A 17,080-nucleotide genomic window follows, 5' to 3' on the forward strand; every position below is an offset into this window, starting at 1 on the left:
TATGCTGGAAGTGGGTACCGTCGCCCCCGACTTCACCCTCCCCGACAAGGAGGGCAACCCCGTCACCCTGTCCCAGTTCCGGGGCAAGCGGGTGGTAGTCTATTTCTATCCCCGGGACAACACCCCCGGCTGCACCCGGCAGGCCTGCGGCTATGCCGCCGCCTACGACGAATTTCAGGCCCTTGACACGGTAGTCATCGGCATCAGCAAGGACTCGGTGGCCTCCCACCAGAAGTTCGCCCAGAAGCACGAGCTGCCCTTTATTCTCCTCTCCGACCCGGAGTTGACCGCTATTCAGGCCTACGGCGTATGGCAGGAGAAGAAGAACTACGGCAAGGTGTCCATGGGGGTGGTCCGCTCCACCTTCGTTATCAGCCCCGACGGCGTCATCGAAAAGGTGATGCCCAAGGTGAAGCCGGATACCAACGCCGCCGATATTCTGGCCTACCTGCGGGGATAAGAAATGCCCTCCGGTGATAAACCGGAGGGCATTTTTCATATTATACCCGGGTCCAGGTGGTCCCTTCCTTGCTGTCCTTGATCTCCACGCCCATCTCCTTGAGCTGATCCCGGATGGCGTCGGCGGTGGCCCAGTCCTTGGCCTTCTTGGCCTCCAGACGCTTGGCAATGAGAGCCTCGATCTCCTCGGCCCCCTCCACCGGGGCGGCGGCCTTCTCCCGGAGGGCAGCGGCCTTCTCCAGCAGGCTCAGGCCCAGCACGGTGTCAAAGCTGCCGATGAGGGCCCGCTTGGTGGCGTCGTTCACGTCGGCCTTGAGCACGTCGTACAGGGCGGTGACACCCAGAGAGGTATTCAGGTCGTTGCCCACCGCCTCGATAAAAGCGGCTTTGTACCGGGCGGCGGCCTCCTCGTCCACCGGGGCGGGGTCGTCGGCCAGCGCGGCCACCCGGGCCACCAGCTTGTCGTAGGCCACCTTGGCGTTGTCCAGGTTCTCCCAGGAGAACACCAGGCCCTTGCGGTAGTGGGACTGCAGGCAGAAGAAACGGTAGACCAGAGGATCGTACCCCTTCTCCTCCAGCAGGGAGACGGTGAGGAACTCGCCTTTGGACTTGCTCATCTTGCCGTCGTTGGTATTCAGATGGTGGACGTGCATCCAGTATTTGCACCAGGGATGGCCCAGATAGGCCTCAGACTGGGCGATCTCATTGGTGTGGTGGGGGAAGGCGTTGTCGATGCCGCCGCAGTGGATATCCAGATACTCACCGGCGTACTTCATGGAGATGCAGGAGCACTCGATGTGCCAGCCGGGATAGCCCACGCCCCAGGGGGAGTCCCACTTCAGGGCCTGATCCTCAAACTTGGACTTGGTGAACCACAGTACAAAGTCGTTCTTGTTGCGCTTGTTGGTATCCTCCTCCACGCCCTCACGGACGCCCACCGCCAGGTCCTCCTCGTCGTGGTCGTTGAATACATAGTATTTCTCCAGCTTGGAGGTGTCAAAATACACGTTGCCCCCCGCCACATAGGCGTAGCCGGTGTCCAGCAGCTTGGTGATAACCTTGATATAGTCGTCGATCATGCCGGTGGCGGGCTGCACCACGTCGGGGTACTTGATGTTCAGCTTCTTGCAGTCGGCAAAGAAGGCGTCGGTGTAGAACTTGGCAATCTCCATGACGCTCTTATGCTCCCGCTTGGCGCCCTTCACCATCTTGTCCTCGCCGGTGTCGGCGTCGGAGGCCAGATGGCCCACGTCGGTAATGTTCATAATCCGCTTCACGTCATAGCCGTCGTAGCGGAGGAACTTCTCCAGCACGTCCTCCATCAGGTAGCTGCGCAGGTTGCCGATGTGGGCGAAGTGGTACACCGTGGGGCCGCAGGTGTACATGGTCACCTTGCCCGGCTCGTGGGGGACAAACTCTTCCTTTTTGTGGCTTGCGGAGTTATACAGTTTCATGGCAATTCGCTCCTTATTGATTTTGGCTTCTGGCCTGTTCATCCATCAGCTTTTCCAGCCACTCCAGCCGGGAACTGATGGCCTGCAATTCTTTCTGTACCGGGTCGGTAACGTGGATCTGGTCCACGGAGGAGGCGTAGTCCACCTTCTCCCCGGCAATACGCACCACCCGGGCGGGCACACCCACGGCGGTGGCGTTGGGCGGGATCTCGCTGAGCACCACCGCGTTGGCGGCAATGCGGGAGTTGTCTCCCACCTTAAAGGGGCCCAGCACCTTAGCGCCGGTGGACACCAGCACGTTGTTGCCCAGGGTGGGGTGGCGCTTGCCCTGGTCCTTGCCGGTACCGCCCAAGGTGACGCCGTGGTAGATGAGGCAGTCGTCGCCGATCTCGGCGGTCTCGCCGATAACGATGCCCATGCCGTGGTCAATGACGAACCGGCGGCCGATTTTGGCCCCGGGGTGGATCTCAATGCCGGTCCAGAACCGGCTCCACTGGCTGACAAACCGGGCCAGGAACTTCAGGTGGTGCCGGTAGAGGAAATGGGCCAGCCGGTGGTAGATGATGGCGTGTACGCCAGGATAGAGCAAAAAGATTTCCAGACGGCTCCGTGCCGCCGGGTCGCGGGCCTGATAGGCCCGCAGGGTCTCGCCAAGTCGGGTCAGGGAAAACACCTCCAAAGAAAAACGCCTCTTACGCATACGCATAAGAGGCGATAAAATCGCGGTTCCACTCTCATTTCTCACTCGAAGGCCGATGACGGGGCCAGCCGGGGGGCATCCACATCCCCCGCGCTCCCGGACGCACATTCTCCAGTTACTCCCTGGGACCGCTCTCAGCCGGTGACGTTCCCTCTCTGGCGGGTACTCGCTGGATACTATTTCCGTTCCTCGCGCTATTTGGTTACCATAGTATACTACCACGTTTTCTATTTGGTGTCAAGTCAACGAACACCCGGGTCATACTTGGCGCAGAAGGATGCCACGTCGTCAAAGTCCCGCAGCCGCTCCCGCAGCTCTTCATGGCTCCAGTCCCACCACTGGATGCGCAGGAGAGCGGCGATGGTATCCTCATCGTACCGCCAGCCGATGTGTCGGGCGGGCACGCCCCCCACGATCTCATAGGGGGCCACATCGTGGGTGACCACAGCCCCTGCCCCCACCACCGCGCCATGGCCCAGGGTGACCCCCGCCATGATGACGGCGTTGTGGCCGATCCACACGTCGTTGCCCGTGGTCACATGGTGGTTGTCCCGCCGCCATTGGAGCAGAGCCTGATCATCCGGCCCGAAGCCGTAGTGGGCGCAGCGGTAGGTGAAATGGTGGGCTGCCGCCCGAGTCTTGGCCGGGTGCTGTACCGGGTTGATGCGTACCCCTGTGGCAATGGAGTTGAACTTACCGATATGGGAGTAGATCACATCGTTGGACCCGAAGAGGTAGGTGTAGTCCCCCACATGGGTCTCCTCCACGATACAGTGGTCCCCCAGCTCCACATAGCGGCCAAAAGTGCAGTTTTTCACCACACAGGTGGGATGGATGAGGGGCCGGTCCTCCTCCAAAGTTCTGGTAAAGTCCAGCATTATACTTTACTCCAGTCGATAACGTCCTTATTTTTTACAAAATACTCGATACCGGAATAGATGGTGGTAGCCAAAATAATGGCCACGCATACCACATCCAGGGTCAGGTTGTGGAACACCAGCATAATGCAGATGCACACCATGGTGGAGGCGGTCTTGATCTTGCCCGACCAGGCAGCGGCAATGACCCTTCCCCGCTCCACGGCGATCAGCCGCAGGCCGGTAACGGCAAACTCCCGCACCACCACAATGAGCAGCGCCCAAGCGGGGAAACGGTTCATCTCCACAAACCACAGCAGGGCGGCCATGACCAGCATCTTGTCCGCCAGAGGGTCCATGAACTTGCCGAAATCGGTAATCATGTTGTAGTGACGGGCAATATAGCCGTCCACAAAATCAGTGACGCTGGCCAGGATGAACATAGCCAGGGCATAGTACATATGGAAGGGGAACTGGAGGTAGAGCACCACCAGAAAGACGGGGATGAGCAGTACCCGAAGCAAAGTCAGCTTATTGGCGGTATTCAAAACACGTCACTCCTCTATTTCCCCGGTCAGGTCACCATCGCTGGTACCGGTAATACGCACGTTGACAAAGGTCCCCGCAGGCACCAGACCGGCGGCGGTAAAGAACACCTTGCCGTCCACGTCGGGGGAATCGGCATAGGAGCGGCCAGCGTAGCAGCCCATCTCCTGGTCAAAGCCCTCGCACAGCACCTCCAGGGTCTCCCCCAGGCGACTCTCGTTCCAGGCGTCCATCACCCGGCTCTGGAGCTCCACCAGCAGCTCCACCCGCCGCTTGGCGGTATCCGGGTCCACCTGGTCAGGCATGACGGCGGCGGGGGTCCCCTCCTCAGGAGAGAACTGGAAGATACCCGCCCGCTCAATGCCGCTCTCCCGCAGGAAGTCACACAGCTCCTCAAACTCCTCCTCCGTCTCGCCGGGCAGGCCGCAGATGAGGGAGGTACGCAGCACCAGACCGGGCAGCCGCTCCCGCAGCTTCTTCAGCAGGGCGATGATCTCCGCCTTGGTGGAGCGCCGGTTCATGGCCTTGAGGATACGGTCATTGATATGCTGGAGGGGGATGTCAATATACTTGAGGATCTTATGCTCCCGGGCAATGACGTCGATGAGGGCGTCATCCAGCTCATCGGGGTACAGGTAGTGGAGCCGCACCCAGTGGAAGGGCAGCTTACACAGCTCGGTCAGCAGTTCCGGCAGCATCCGCTTATGGTACAGATCGGTGCCGTACCGGGTGATGTCCTGAGCGATGACGATGAGCTCCTTCACCCCGTCGTCGGCCAGCTTCTTGGCCTCAGCCAGCAGTGACTCCATGGTGCGGCTGCGGTACCGGCCCCGGAGGGAGGGAATGACGCAGTAGGCACACCGGTTGTCGCACCCCTCGGCAATCTTCAGGAACGCGGTATAGGGGGGCGTGGAGACGATGCGCGCACCGTCCTCGATGGTATGGTCGATATCCCCGAAGTAGGTGGGGATATCCCCTTCCATGACAGACTCGATAGCGGGCACGATGTCGGTATAACTGCCGGTACCCAGAATGCCGTCGATCTCGGGCAGTTCCTCCAGGATCTCGTCCCGGTAGCGCTGGGTCAGACAGCCCGCCACCAGCAGCTTGCCCAGCTTACCCTGGTCCTTCAGGGCAGCCAGCTCCAAAATATTCTGGATGGCCTCGCTCTTGGCGGAATCGATAAAGCCGCAGGTATTGAGCACCGCCACATCGGCCCCCTCGGGGTCGCCGGTAACGGTATGGCCGGCAGCCTTCACCAGGGCCATCATCTGCTCGGTATTCACCAAATTCTTGGCACAGCCAAGGGATACAAATGCAATCTTCAAGAGACTGCCTCCTTATACGATGGTATATCTGCCCTCCCGGCGGGGAGGCATTTGGGGCTGCTGATCAGGATAGCCCAGGGTAATGGCCGCCACAAATTCTCCTTTGTCAGGAGCGAACCGCTCCTGAAAGGCGGGGCCGAAGCCCATCCGCTGGGGCGCGGACAGCCAGCAGGAGCCGATCCCCTTGTCCCAGGCAGCCAGCAGTACATTTTCAATGGCGGCGGACACGCTCTGCATGGCGCCGTCCCGGTCTGGATAGTCAGGTTTCAGGAAGAACACCAGTACACACACCGGCGCACCTCCCAGAGTGGACAGGAACTTGTTGGTGATACCCACCTGCTCCGGGTTGCGGGCAAAGCGCTGCTCCAGCACCGGGGTGAACTTCTCCACTACCCCGCCCATGATGGTCTTGACCTCCTCCAGAGCTTCGGGGCTCTGAACGGCTACAAAGTACCAGTGCTGCAGGTTGATAGCGGACGGGGCAGCCAAACCGGCCTCCAGGATGTCCTTCAAATCGGCCTCCGGAATGGGGTCGGCCTTATAGCGGCGGATGCTGCGGCGGGTCATCAGGGCTTCGCGGGTATCCATCAGAATTCCTCCTCCAGTGCCCCGCCGTACCGGCGCAGGCCCTCTTTGATATCCTCCCACCGGAAGCCCCGGCGGGCCAGAGCGTTGGCCGCCCGTTGATAGCTTTTGGGGTCAGTAAGATCCGCCCCGCGGAGTTTTTTCTGCAAAAAAGCGTCGATAGCGTTGTCAGGGGCCTCCAGATCCTCCAGGGCCTCGTCCCAATAGTCCCGGGGCACACCTCGGCGATAGAGTTCGTCCCGGATGCGGGCCGGGCCCCAGCCTTTGGCAGCATAGTGGTCGGCCACCGTACGGGCATAGGCCTCATCGTTCAGGTAGCCCAGCTCCTCCAGCCGGTCGGCCGCCGCTTCGGCGGTCTCCCGGTCAGCCAGCGGTTCCTTCTCACGGTTCCGGGGCCGGGCAGTCAGCTTGTCTACCAGTTCCTTCCGGGACAAGGGGCGGGCAGCCAGCAGGTCCAGAGCCTTGTCCCGCACAGCGGCGGCTTTGGCAGCCCGTTCCACCTGCTCCAACTGCTCCGGGCTCAGCTCCAGACCGGAACACAGCCCAAAGGCGACGATCTCATTTTCTGTGATGCGGAGGATGGTCCCATCCTCCAGGTGACACAGCCAGCGGCCTTGAATGCGCTCCGAGGGGGCCAGTTTACTGATCCGCATCCTCGAAGTCCTCGGCGGATACATCCACCGCCCGGCCGGCAGCACGGGCAGCGGCCCGGGCCTGGCTGCTCATCAGCTTGTAGGAGTTCTTCCGAATGTCGGCCTCCAGCCGATCGCATACCTCCGGGTTGTCCTTCAGGTACTGCTTGGCAGCATCCCGGCCCTGACCCAGACGGGTCTCACCCATGGCGAACCAGGAACCCGACTTCTGAACCAGGTCCAGCTTGGTGGCCAGATCCAGGATCTCGCCCACCTTGGAGATGCCCTCGCCGTACATGATGTCAAACTCCGCCTCCTTGAAGGGAGGAGAAACCTTGTTCTTGACCACCTTGACCCGGGTACGGTTACCAATGATCTCAGAGCCATTCTTCAAAGACTCCACCCGGCGCACATCCATACGGACGGAGGCATAGAACTTCAGAGCCCGGCCGCCGGTGGTGACCTCCGGGTTGCCGTACATAACGCCCACCTTTTCGCGCAGCTGGTTGATAAAGATGACCACACAGTTGGTCTTGGCAATGGAGCCGGCCAGCTTCCGCAGAGCCTGGCTCATGAGGCGGGCCAGCAGACCCACATGGGAGTCGCCCATGTCGCCTTCGATCTCGGCACGGGGGGTCAGGGCAGCCACCGAGTCCACCACCACCACATCGATGGCGCCGGAGCGGACCAGGGCTTCACAGATTTCCAGGCCCTGCTCACCGGTGTCGGGCTGGGAGATGAGCATGGAGTCGATGTCCACGCCCAGAGCCCGGGCATAGTAGGGATCCAGGGCGTGCTCGGCGTCGATAAAGGCCACCTCCCCGCCCCGTTTCTGGGCCTCGGCCACAATGTGGAGGGCCAGGGTGGTTTTACCGGAGGACTCGGGGCCATAGATCTCGATGATACGTCCCTTGGGGACGCCGCCGATGCCCAGGGCCAGGTCCAGAGACAAAGAGCCGGTAGGGATGGCCTCCACCACAATGTCGGCGTTGTCGCCCAGGCGCATGATGGAGCCCTTGCCGTAGGCCTTCTCGATCTGGGCCATGGCGGTCTCCAGCGCCTTTTTCTTGTCAGAGGCGGGAGCGGCGCTCTCCACCACAGATTTCTTCTTGTCTGCCATGTATCCTTTTCATCCTTTCACGGCGGGCCAGAAGCCCGCCCTTACCGATTCAAAACGCCTTCCACCACACGCCAGATGCCCTGGGTGTCCTGACTGGACTGCACGTTAGAGAAGCCCTGCTCAATCAGCAGCTGCTCCACATCCGGAGCCTGTCCGATCCCCACCTCAAAAAGGAGGGAGCCGCCCAGCCGCAAAGCGGGGCCCCACTGGGCAGTCACCGCCCGGTAGAAATCCAGGCCGTCGGCGCCGCCGTCCAGAGCGGTACGAGGCTCAAAATCCCGGACAGAGCGGTCCAGTCCGGCAATATCTCCGGTGGGAATATATGGCGGGTTGCAGGCAATGACGTCAAAGTCCCACAGCGCTCCGTCCGGAGGCTGAAGGGCGTCGGCCTGGAAGCAGGTCACCCGGGCATTCAGGTCACACCGGCGGATATTCTGCTTGCAGGTTTTCAGGGCCGCCTCGCTGAGATCGGCCAGCACCACCCGGCAGTCGGGCACGTTGGAGGCCACCGCCAGACCCACGCAGCCGCTGCCAGCGCACAGATCCAGCACCCGTGCCCCCTCCCTTGCCGCCCGGGCCAGCAGAATAGCCCGCTCAGCCAGCAGTTCAGTATCCATGCGGGGGATGAGTACATCCCGGTTGACGGTGAGAGACAGGCCGTAAAATTCCCACTCTCCAATGATGTAGGCCACCGGTTCTCCGGACAGCCGCCGCTCCACCAGCTCCTTCAGCTTCTCCTCCACCGCGTCAGAAGCATAGAGGGCCATATCTCGGTAATACTGCTCCCGGTTCTTTCCGGCGGCAGCGCACACCAACTCCCGGGCCTCCAGCTGGGCACCCTCCACCCCTGCTTCCCGCAGGCGGCGGCGCACGTCCAGATAGAGGTTGTTGTAGGTGGTTGCCATGCTGTAACCACTCCTCGTTTCTCTTGTTCTCTCTCAAAACACCTTTATTGGGTGTTACCACCGATCTTTGCCCTGCTCCTGAGGCAGCACCAGGGTAAAGGCCCGGATGCCCACCTCGATCATGGAATCGTCCGGCTCAAAGGTGGTCCAGTTCTGGAGCCACATACCGGGAGCAGACATCGCACGGGTAAACCAGTTGTCATGCCGGCCTACCAGGCGGTTGAATTCGTAGGTCAGGCTGACGATCACCGGCAGCATCAGCAGATGCAGGCCCATCCGCAGGAAGGTATTGGTCACCTCCACAAAGGAAAACACCACGCTGGACAGCAGAATGCTTACCACGATGACCACAAAGAGGAAGCTGGTACCGCAGCGGGGATGGTGCCGGGGCTGCTTGCGGACGTTCTCCACCGTCAGGGGCAGACCGTGTTCATAGCAGAAGATGGTCTTATGCTCCGCCCCGTGATATTGGAATACCCGATGGATATCCTTCATGTGGGAGCACAGGATCAGATAGCCCACAAAGATCACAATACGAACCACACCCTCCAGCACGTTGCGCAGCCACATGGCCAGGGGGGTAAAGTGGCCCAACAGGCCCACCAGGGCGGTAGGCAGCAGAATAAAGAGTCCCACCGAGAAGCAGATACCCAGTACCACCGCCAGGGTCACCAGGGCGGAGGCTGCCTTTTCGCTGCCCAGGTGCTTGTCCAGCCACTGCTCAAATTTAGAGGGTTCCTCCGGCTCCTCCTCGTCCTCAGGCACGAAGGATGCGGAGTACATCAGCGCCTTGACGCCGTTGGCCATGGAGGAACAGAAGTTAAAGACGCCCCGGATGAAGGGCACACCCAGCACCGGATGCTTGTCCTTGATGAGCACCCGCTCCTCTACCTGCTCGGCCAGTTCCCCGTCCGGCTTGCGGACCACCACGGCCTTTTTCTCCGGCCCCAGCATCATGATGCCTTCGATCAGGGCCTGACCGCCGATCATGGTCTTATACGGCGTGTCGCAGGCACGTTTCGTCTGTTTTGACATTCGTTCCATGTTCTCCTTGCTATTTGGATTCATATCTAACATATTGTATCAGACCCGCACCCCGATTGCAAGGGGTGCGGGTCTCTTTTTTAAAACAGATGTTCGATTTTCCTGACATTTCCTCACTGGGGTTGGATGGGCAGACGGACGGTAACGATACAGCCGCCCCCCTCGGCGTTGCCGATCTCCAGTACACCCTCATGGCGGCTGACAATCTCATCGCACACCGCCAGGCCGATGCCGGAGCCTCGGGCCTTGGAGGAACCCTTGTAGAACTTGTACTTGACGTGGGGCAGCTCCTCCTCGGGAATGCCAGGACCATAGTCCCGGATGGTGATGACCACCATATCCTCCTCCCTGCGGATGGCGGTATCAATGCGTTTACCCGAGCCGCCATGTTTGGCGGCGTTATCCAGCAGGTTGCAGAACACCTGCCGCAGCCGCTCCGGATCACCTTCAATGGGCGGAAACTCCTCGTCGCAGTCGAAATGGTTGAGCTCGATGCCCTCCCGGCGGAAGAACTCCCGGTAGGTGTATACCGCGTCCTCCAGCTCCGCCTTGATGTCCATGGGCTCCACCGACAGGGTGAAACGACCGTCCTGGATGCGGGAGAACTCCAACAGCTCCTCCACCATGTTGGTCAGCCGCCGGGCCTCAGAGACGATGATGCCCATGCCCTTCTTCACATCGGCACCGTCCCGCACCTCGCCGTTCATGATGGTCTCCGCCCAGCCGTTGATGGCCGTCAGAGGGGTACGCAGCTCGTGGGACACTGAGGAGATAAATTCGTTCTTCATCTTCTCGCTCTGGTTGATCTTCAGAGACATATCATTGATGGCGTCGGTCAAATCACCGATCTCGTCGTCAAAGCGCTTTTCGATCTGCACGCCGTAGGACCCGGCGGCGATGCGCTTGGCGGTCTCCGTGATTCCCGCCACCGGCTCCACAATGGAGCGGACAAAGTACAGGTTGGAAAAGTAAACAATAGCCAGGATCACCATACCGATGCCCAGGGAGATGGCTACCACAATAACGATCTGCCAGTCCACGTTCCGCAGAGAGGTAACATAGCGCATGGCACCCACCACTTCCCCGTCGATGATGAGGGGGCTGGTGGCAGCCATAATGTGCTCCCCAGTGCTGGGATCGGAGCCGGTCCACACCTCGGTCTTGCCCTGGCTCAGCGCCTTGGAGATATCAGGGGTACCCGGAGAACGGAAAGCAGTCAGGTCCGAACTGGAGTAGCGGATCTGGCCGCTGGCGTCCAGGAACTCCACCTCCAGCTGGTCGCTGGACTGGTCGCTGCCCACCAGCGTCCGGGCATACTCATAGTAGGAGTCGCCGCTGGCCCGGTAGTAGTTGAAGCTGCGCACCGCGCTTTCCGCCTTTTGGGACAGAGATTCGCTGAGAGTCGAATAGTAGTAGCTGCCCATGGCTGCGGAAAAGGCAGTCACCGCCAGCAGCACGATGAAGAGCACCACGCTGATGGAGTTGACCATCCACCGCTTCCGAATGCCGCGGATGCCTTTGATTTTCTTCATAGGTCGATGTTTCACCACCTGGGTTTGATAAAAAATAGCGCGTCACAGGGTTGGGCGGCCGCCGTCAGAAGCCCCACTTGTAGCCGTAGCCCCATACCGTTGTTATAAAGGTAGGATTCGTCGGGTCGTCTTCGATTTTGATGCGCAGGCGGCGGATATTCACGTCCACGATTTTCAGCTCGCCGAAATAGTCCCGGCCCCACACGGAGTCCAGAATCTCCTCCCGGGACAGAGCCTTCCCCGGATTATCCATAAACAGCTTCATAATGGAATACTCCACCTGGGTCAACTTAACCCGCTGTCCGTTCTTCTCCAGGGTGCGGTTGCGGGTATTCAACAGGAAGGGCGGCTGACTAATCTCGCCAGTATCCACCGCCTCCGCCCCGCCGGTACGGCGGTACAGGGCATCAATGCGGGCGGTGAGCTCCGCCGGGGAAAAGGGCTTGGTCACATAGTCGTCGGCGCCGGTCATCAGCCCGGTGACCTTATCCATCTCCTGAGTGCGGGCGGTGAGCATAATGATGCCGATGTTATTGTCCCCCGCCCGGATACGGCGGCATACCTCAAAGCCATCCATATCAGGCAGCATAATGTCCAGCAACGCCACCTTGATATCCGGATTGCGCTTGAGCTGGGCCAGGGCCTCCTCGCCGGTCTCGGCCTCGATGGCCTCATAACCGGCCCGCTTCAGGTTGATGACCACAAAGCTGCGGATGTTGGCCTCGTCTTCCAGTACGAGTACCTTTTTCATCCCATTCCCTCCTTATATTCCTGTCCGTGTCAGGACCAGTCGTTGGTAATCAGTGCAAAGTGTGCCTTCACACCGCTCTCGTCCAGTCCGCAATCCCAGCTGTTCTGGATGAAGCGGGCGGCATAGATGGTGTCGCTGTCGTCATCCCCCTCCAGCAGCCGGAAGCGGCCCGACATATTGGCCCGCATATAGCGGTTGTCACCCCGCAGGGTGTAGATCACCAGGAATGGGGCCGGGTCCACACTGGCGTCTCCCTCCCAGTAGGAGAAGATGACCGCCCGCTCTCCCCCGCCGGCCACGTCGCTGCGGGACAATGTGATCTTGCCGTCCCAGCTATCCGGCAGGATAAAATACCAGCCGTCCTGATCGTTGTAGTAGGTGGAGAAGACCGGATGGGAGTTGCCGTTGATATCGTACTGCCGCCAGCGGATGGCCCAGAAGTTCACCGCAATGCTAGTGCTGCTGGGATCAGGCAGCGCATAGGGGTCAGGCAGCTCCATAATGCCGTCATTATTGATGTCTTTTGCTGTCACCGCTGTATACCAACGGATGGTATTGTCACTCTCCCCTGTCTCAGGATCCAGGGTGATGTTCTGGATCCGTCCGTTTTTCCAGGCGAAAATATCGGTGATCTGCCCGGTCTGGCTGTAGGCGGTGCTGGAATCGTAATCGGTCTCGCTGCCGCTGCGGCCATAGGCAGAGCTGACAAAAACCGCCGGGATGTTATCCTGCAAATATCCAGTCTTAACTCCGCCCTCCGGCAGGCTGGTAACATTGTGGGACAGGGGCGCCGAGGAGTCCAGGCCCAGGATGCCGTTCTTATAGTTGTACAACTCCACCCGGTTGCTCTCCTCGGTACCGCCGGTCTGGATCACCACGACCTCGTCCTGGCCATCCTGGTCCATATCGCAGATCTGGAAATTGGTATAATTGGTACGCATCAGCTCCAGTACCTGGCCGTTATGAATGGAATAGGCAGCCAGGGAGTGGTTCTGATCGCTCATCATCTGCCAGCTGACGATGATCTCCTTGCTGGGACTGTCGTCCAAATTCTCATAGGAGACATAGTTGATGGCCGAACCCTCGCCTTCAATAATGGCCGCCACCTCATAGTCGTCTCCGGTCTGACGATAAATGTAGATCTTCAGGGGGCACTCCGACGAACTGACCCGGAAAAAAGCGATGGCCTCCTGAACACCGTCGCCATCCAGATCCTGAAGCTGTACCTTCTGGGTCAGTTCTCCGGTGAGGGGGGCGGCGTACTCGCCGCCGGCGTTAAGGACTTCGTTGATCTTATTATCCAGCTTCAGATAGTCGTCCGGCGCTCTGGGCGGGGCGTAAAGGTCGTCCACCGACTGGGAAAAGCAGCCTGTCAGCAGCATTAACAGCCCTGCCGCCAAAATCAGTCTGAGTTTTTTCATGGATTTTCTGCCCTCCGTGGGAATTTTCGATAGTGTTATCATAACACATCTTCCGGTGAAATGGTATGGCGTTTTCTGAATTTATTCCGATTACAGGGCTTGCCATCTGTCCGCAATTCGTGTATAATACCATCCAGACCGCATATAGGACGCCGGTGTGATGGAATGGTAGACGTGACGGATTCAAAATCCGTTGGTGGCAACACCGTGTGGGTTCGAGTCCCACCACCGGCACCATAATGAATGAGCCCCGCTTTTCGAACTGTTTTATTGAAAAGCGGGGCTCATCGTATGTGGAAAGCCTTGTAGTAAGGGACTTTCCACTTTTTGTAGCCCCTGATTTGTTTTTCAAAATTCTTCAAATGCAAAAACAATATTTTTATGTTGGGCAGAGATTTAGACGATACTTTCCGAAAAGCAACAAGCATTACAGTTTACTTGTTTCTTGTAATTTGTATAAACTTATATTACAATAAAAAATAATCTTAAGTGAGCGCCACACGAAAGTCAATCAAAATGTTGCAACACTATAGTGCAAAGAAAGGCATATTATGGAATTTAAACTAAACGAATACCACCATAATATCTCTGATAAAGATTTATTAAATGATGTTGCTCGTGTAGCAAAGGCCTTAAACAAGGCGAATTTAACTAAAAAGGAATATACACAAAACGGTCAATATGGCGTAGAAACAATTTGTAGACGTTTTGGCAGTTGGCTCAAAGTTCTAAAATTATGTAAACTGGAATCAAATCAGTTCCAATTGGCTGCCGCAAGTAGTTCTCATTTGTATACTTCGATTTCAAATAGAGATTTATTAGATGATATTATTCGTGTTTCAAAGATTTTGGGCAAAGAGTCTTTTAGCAGCAGGGAGTATAATGACCTTGCAAAATATAGTAGTTCAACTGTTTTTAAACGCTTTAAATCATGGAACGATGCATTAGATAAAGCGGGACTTCAACCTTATAAGCAAATTTCGGAAAAACGCATTGAAACTGTTTCCCTTCTTGAAGAAATAGAACGCATGTGGATTACTTTAGGACGGCAGCCAACAGTAAGTGATATAAAAAACGGATACTCAAAATATGCACTTAATACTTTTAGTCGCCGGTTCGGCGGTTGGCGAAATGCACTTGAAGCCTTTGTCGTATGGATTAATGATGAACAAAATGATATTCAGGCAATGGAGAGTAAAACAGACCAGAGTGTAGAGGACGATCCGCTTATCCCCAAAAAAGATTTAGTCCCTCAGGACACTCCTCTGTCTATTATAAAGCACAAAACTAAACGAGACATTAACCTTCGAATTCGGTTCCTGGTGATGAAACGTGATAATTTTAAATGCTGTGTCTGTGGAGCATCTCCAGCAAAAGATTCAGAAGTCGAACTTCACGTTGACCACATTATTCCCTGGTCTAAAGGTGGAGAAACGGTCATAGGAAATTTGCAAACACTTTGTAGTAAATGCAATTTGGGAAAAAGTGACTTGATCGAATAAATATATGACCATACATTATTACATTATTTTTAGCAGGCATCTATAGTGTTGCGATGTTCCACGTCGGAGCAGGCTTTTTATCGCTTGCTCCGACGTCTTTTTATGCCGATAACAAACGGAAGGCACACCCAACGGTGTGCCTTCCGTTTTCTGCTTCATCGGGACAAAATACCTACCAACTGCTGTTCCAGTTCCTCTGCCCGGACACAGATCTGGTTGATGCTCTCCAGCATCTCATCCAGCTGTTCCTTCTCCTTGGAGCCGGATACCTGCTGCTGGGCCAGCTCCACCTTGATCTGGGTCAGCTGGTTCTGGGTATCCTCCAGAATATTTTCAGTCTCCTTGCGGATCTTCTCCTTCAGAGCTCCAAACGCCTCGTCCACCTGCCGGCGCACCGTCTCGGCGAAGTTGTTCTCACCCTTCATCCGCTGGATCTCTTCCAGCACCTGCGCCTTGAAGGACGCCTTGTAGGTCTCGATCTTCTCTCGGGAGAAGGTCTTGTCAACCACCCACTTACTGCTGAAAAGGCTGAGGGTTCCTACCACCAGGGAGCCAACAATCACTACCGGCCAGGTGATCGGAATGGCCAGCGCAGGCATCAGCAGGCCGAACACACCGATGTTGCCCAGGGCCATGCCGCCCACACCAGTGGCGCCGCCCAGCAGCGCCCCCCTCCAGCCGGCCTCCTTGAAGCCTACATACACACCGCCGATGCCGAAACCAACCAGCGAGTTGGCTACCACACCGATCACCGAGTCTCCTCCCGACGCGCTGGTACGTTGGGGCATAAACATTCCATGGATGCGCTCGGTGGCCTGGAAGAAGTAATTCTCAAAGCCGGCCAGGCGCTGGGCCTCCCCCTCCAGTGCCACATTGATGGCATTCTGGATGCGCTCACTTACTGTCTGGCTTACCTTGGCCACAGCATTTTTCACCTGGTTGGTCAGCGCCTGCGCCGTAGCGGCGGCATTTTCCTTCTTCAGGTCGGAGTTGCTGATGGGATAGGCGTCAATGGCATCGGATACCGCCTGCTCCACTGTATCCCAGTAACTGTCGATCATGGGCAGCAGGCCCGCAAAGGCCTTGTCGGCATTTTCATTGACGGTATCAAATTCCCGGCTGCGCTCCTTTCGGACCGACTCAATCTCCCCCAGCGCAGCTGTATATTTCTTTTCAAACTCGCTGGCCATCATGTCCATGCTGCTCATCCGCAGCTGAATGGCCTTCACCAGCTCCATGGAGGCGGTTTTGATCCGGCTCACCGGCACGCTGAGGGTGATCGCTCCCCGCTCCTCCGACAAGAACTTCTCCAGTGCCGCTTCAAACGTGGGGAAGCAGCTGTCCTCCAACATCTGCACGTCGCCCTTGACCTTAGCCTTCAGTGCCTTTTTGGCGGACAGGCCATACAGATTGATGTTGCCCAGCTTGCGCTGATAGGTCTGATACTCCCGGGAATCCACGCCATAGACGCTTTCCGCCTTCTTCAGCACGTGCTCCTGGATGCGGCGCTTGATGTTCTCCAGGACCCGATCCACATCCTCCTCGTCCAGCAGATCGATGCCGGTGACCACGAATAGCACCCGCCCCAGATCACTGGTGATGATCTTGCTCTCCAGGAAGTCCCGCTCCGACTCGGAGAAGGGCGCCTGAGCCATGATGACCATCAGGGCGGCATCAATGGTTGGCAGTACCGACATGGTCACCTCGGTCATGGCCGCGTCGTCGTTGAGGCCGGGGGTATCGATGATGGTAACGCCATTTTTGCAGTAGTTGATAGGATAATAAACCACTGCCTCCTTGATGGTCTTGGCCCGCTCCTCGCTCTCCCGGGTCAGCTTGGTGACGTAGTTGTCCAGCTCCTCAATGCCGATCTGCTCCTTGCGTCCGTCCTTATATTCCACGGTGACAAAGGGCGTCACATTGTAGGTGATCTTATTGAGGGTGGCAGTAGTAGGCAGCACGTCCACCGGCAGGATGTTTTTGCCCAGCAGGGCATTGATGACGGTGCTCTTGCCCCGCTTGAACTCACCCACAATGGCCACGTTGAAGTTGTCATTGGCCATCCGCTTGAGGATCTCGTCAATGCCATTGATGTTGCCGTTCAGATCCAGCTTCTCACTGTACTCCCGCAGCTTCTTCAGATCGGTAGTAATGCTGGTCATGGTCTGCTTATAGTTGATAAATCCGCTGAATGAAGTCTCCTGGCTGTTCTTCTCCTCTGCCATAGGTGTTCCCGCCTTTCTC

Annotated in this window: 16 protein-coding genes and 1 tRNA gene; 3 read left to right on the top strand and 14 right to left on the bottom strand. The window is 57.6% G+C overall.

Annotated elements, in window-relative coordinates:
- The first annotated feature begins 1 nt into the window (after position 1).
- Positions 2-460: a thioredoxin-dependent thiol peroxidase gene (bcp, locus tag B5G40_RS12305; protein ID WP_087399795.1), complete on the top strand. Its 459-nt coding sequence runs from the start codon at positions 2-4 to the stop codon at positions 458-460.
- Positions 461-500: 40 nt separating this feature from the next.
- Here bcp and cysS read toward each other — a convergent pair whose 3' ends face one another.
- From cysS to B5G40_RS12370, 13 genes are all read right to left on the bottom strand, one after another.
- Entirely contained in the window at positions 501-1,913 is a 1,413-nt protein-coding gene (gene cysS, locus B5G40_RS12310) for a cysteine--tRNA ligase (protein ID WP_087399796.1), read from the bottom strand.
- A 13-nt stretch (positions 1,914-1,926) separates the two neighbouring features.
- A complete protein-coding gene (epsC, locus tag B5G40_RS12315; protein ID WP_191433340.1) occupies positions 1,927-2,613 on the bottom strand; it encodes a serine O-acetyltransferase EpsC in 687 nt (228 codons plus the stop codon).
- A gap of 242 nt (positions 2,614-2,855) precedes the next feature.
- Entirely contained in the window at positions 2,856-3,491 is a 636-nt protein-coding gene (locus B5G40_RS12320; RefSeq protein ID WP_087187351.1) for a DapH/DapD/GlmU-related protein, read from the bottom strand.
- Complete coding sequence (gene pgsA, locus B5G40_RS12325) at positions 3,491-4,018, bottom strand: CDP-diacylglycerol--glycerol-3-phosphate 3-phosphatidyltransferase (RefSeq protein ID WP_087399797.1); 528 nt, start codon at positions 4,016-4,018, stop codon at positions 3,491-3,493. The genes B5G40_RS12320 and pgsA overlap by 1 nt, the downstream gene beginning before the upstream one ends.
- Positions 4,019-4,024: 6 nt before the next feature.
- On the bottom strand, positions 4,025-5,344 hold the full coding sequence (gene rimO, locus B5G40_RS12330) for a 30S ribosomal protein S12 methylthiotransferase RimO (protein ID WP_087399798.1): 1,320 nt from the start codon (positions 5,342-5,344) through the stop codon (positions 4,025-4,027).
- Positions 5,345-5,356: 12 nt separating this feature from the next.
- Entirely contained in the window at positions 5,357-5,932 is a 576-nt protein-coding gene (locus B5G40_RS12335; protein WP_087187354.1) for a nitroreductase family protein, read from the bottom strand.
- Positions 5,932-6,582 carry a regulatory protein RecX gene (locus B5G40_RS12340; RefSeq protein ID WP_087328117.1) on the bottom strand — a complete coding sequence of 217 codons (651 nt, stop codon included), beginning with the start codon at positions 6,580-6,582 and terminating at the stop codon, positions 5,932-5,934. Before B5G40_RS12340 ends, B5G40_RS12335 begins: the two co-directional genes overlap by 1 nt.
- Complete coding sequence (gene recA / locus B5G40_RS12345; protein WP_087187356.1) at positions 6,569-7,681, bottom strand: recombinase RecA; 1,113 nt, start codon at positions 7,679-7,681, stop codon at positions 6,569-6,571. The genes B5G40_RS12340 and recA overlap by 14 nt, the downstream gene beginning before the upstream one ends.
- A 41-nt stretch (positions 7,682-7,722) precedes the next feature.
- Positions 7,723-8,586: a peptide chain release factor N(5)-glutamine methyltransferase gene (gene prmC / locus B5G40_RS12350; protein WP_087399799.1), complete on the bottom strand. Its 864-nt coding sequence runs from the start codon at positions 8,584-8,586 to the stop codon at positions 7,723-7,725.
- Between the two features lie 54 nt (positions 8,587-8,640).
- Positions 8,641-9,621 (bottom strand): DUF1385 domain-containing protein, encoded by a 981-nt coding sequence (locus B5G40_RS12355; protein ID WP_087399800.1) that lies wholly within the window; start codon positions 9,619-9,621, stop codon positions 8,641-8,643.
- Between the two features lie 122 nt (positions 9,622-9,743).
- Entirely contained in the window at positions 9,744-11,162 is a 1,419-nt protein-coding gene (locus tag B5G40_RS12360) for a sensor histidine kinase (RefSeq protein ID WP_242959421.1), read from the bottom strand.
- 64 nt (positions 11,163-11,226) lie between these two features.
- Complete coding sequence (locus tag B5G40_RS12365; RefSeq protein ID WP_087187359.1) at positions 11,227-11,913, bottom strand: response regulator transcription factor; 687 nt, start codon at positions 11,911-11,913, stop codon at positions 11,227-11,229.
- Positions 11,914-11,942: 29 nt separating this feature from the next.
- Positions 11,943-13,334: a hypothetical protein gene (locus B5G40_RS12370; protein ID WP_087399801.1), complete on the bottom strand. Its 1,392-nt coding sequence runs from the start codon at positions 13,332-13,334 to the stop codon at positions 11,943-11,945.
- A gap of 151 nt (positions 13,335-13,485) precedes the next feature.
- On the opposite strand from B5G40_RS12370, the gene B5G40_RS12375 reads away from it, so the two are divergent.
- Together B5G40_RS12375 and B5G40_RS12380 are read left to right on the top strand one after the other, a co-directional pair.
- Positions 13,486-13,571, top strand: a tRNA-Leu gene (locus B5G40_RS12375).
- A gap of 314 nt (positions 13,572-13,885) precedes the next feature.
- Positions 13,886-14,836, top strand: coding sequence for a homing endonuclease associated repeat-containing protein (locus B5G40_RS12380; RefSeq protein WP_087339119.1), 951 nt, complete (start codon positions 13,886-13,888; stop codon positions 14,834-14,836).
- Between the two features lie 155 nt (positions 14,837-14,991).
- On the opposite strand, the gene B5G40_RS12385 is transcribed toward B5G40_RS12380, so the two are convergent.
- On the bottom strand, positions 14,992-17,061 hold the full coding sequence (locus B5G40_RS12385; protein WP_087399802.1) for a dynamin family protein: 2,070 nt from the start codon (positions 17,059-17,061) through the stop codon (positions 14,992-14,994).
- Positions 17,062-17,080 lie beyond the last annotated feature (19 nt).

The sequence above is a fragment of the Flavonifractor sp. An9 genome (genome assembly GCF_002161245.1).
In the GTDB taxonomy this organism is placed as follows: Bacteria; Bacillota; Clostridia; order Oscillospirales; family Oscillospiraceae; genus Flavonifractor; species Flavonifractor avicola.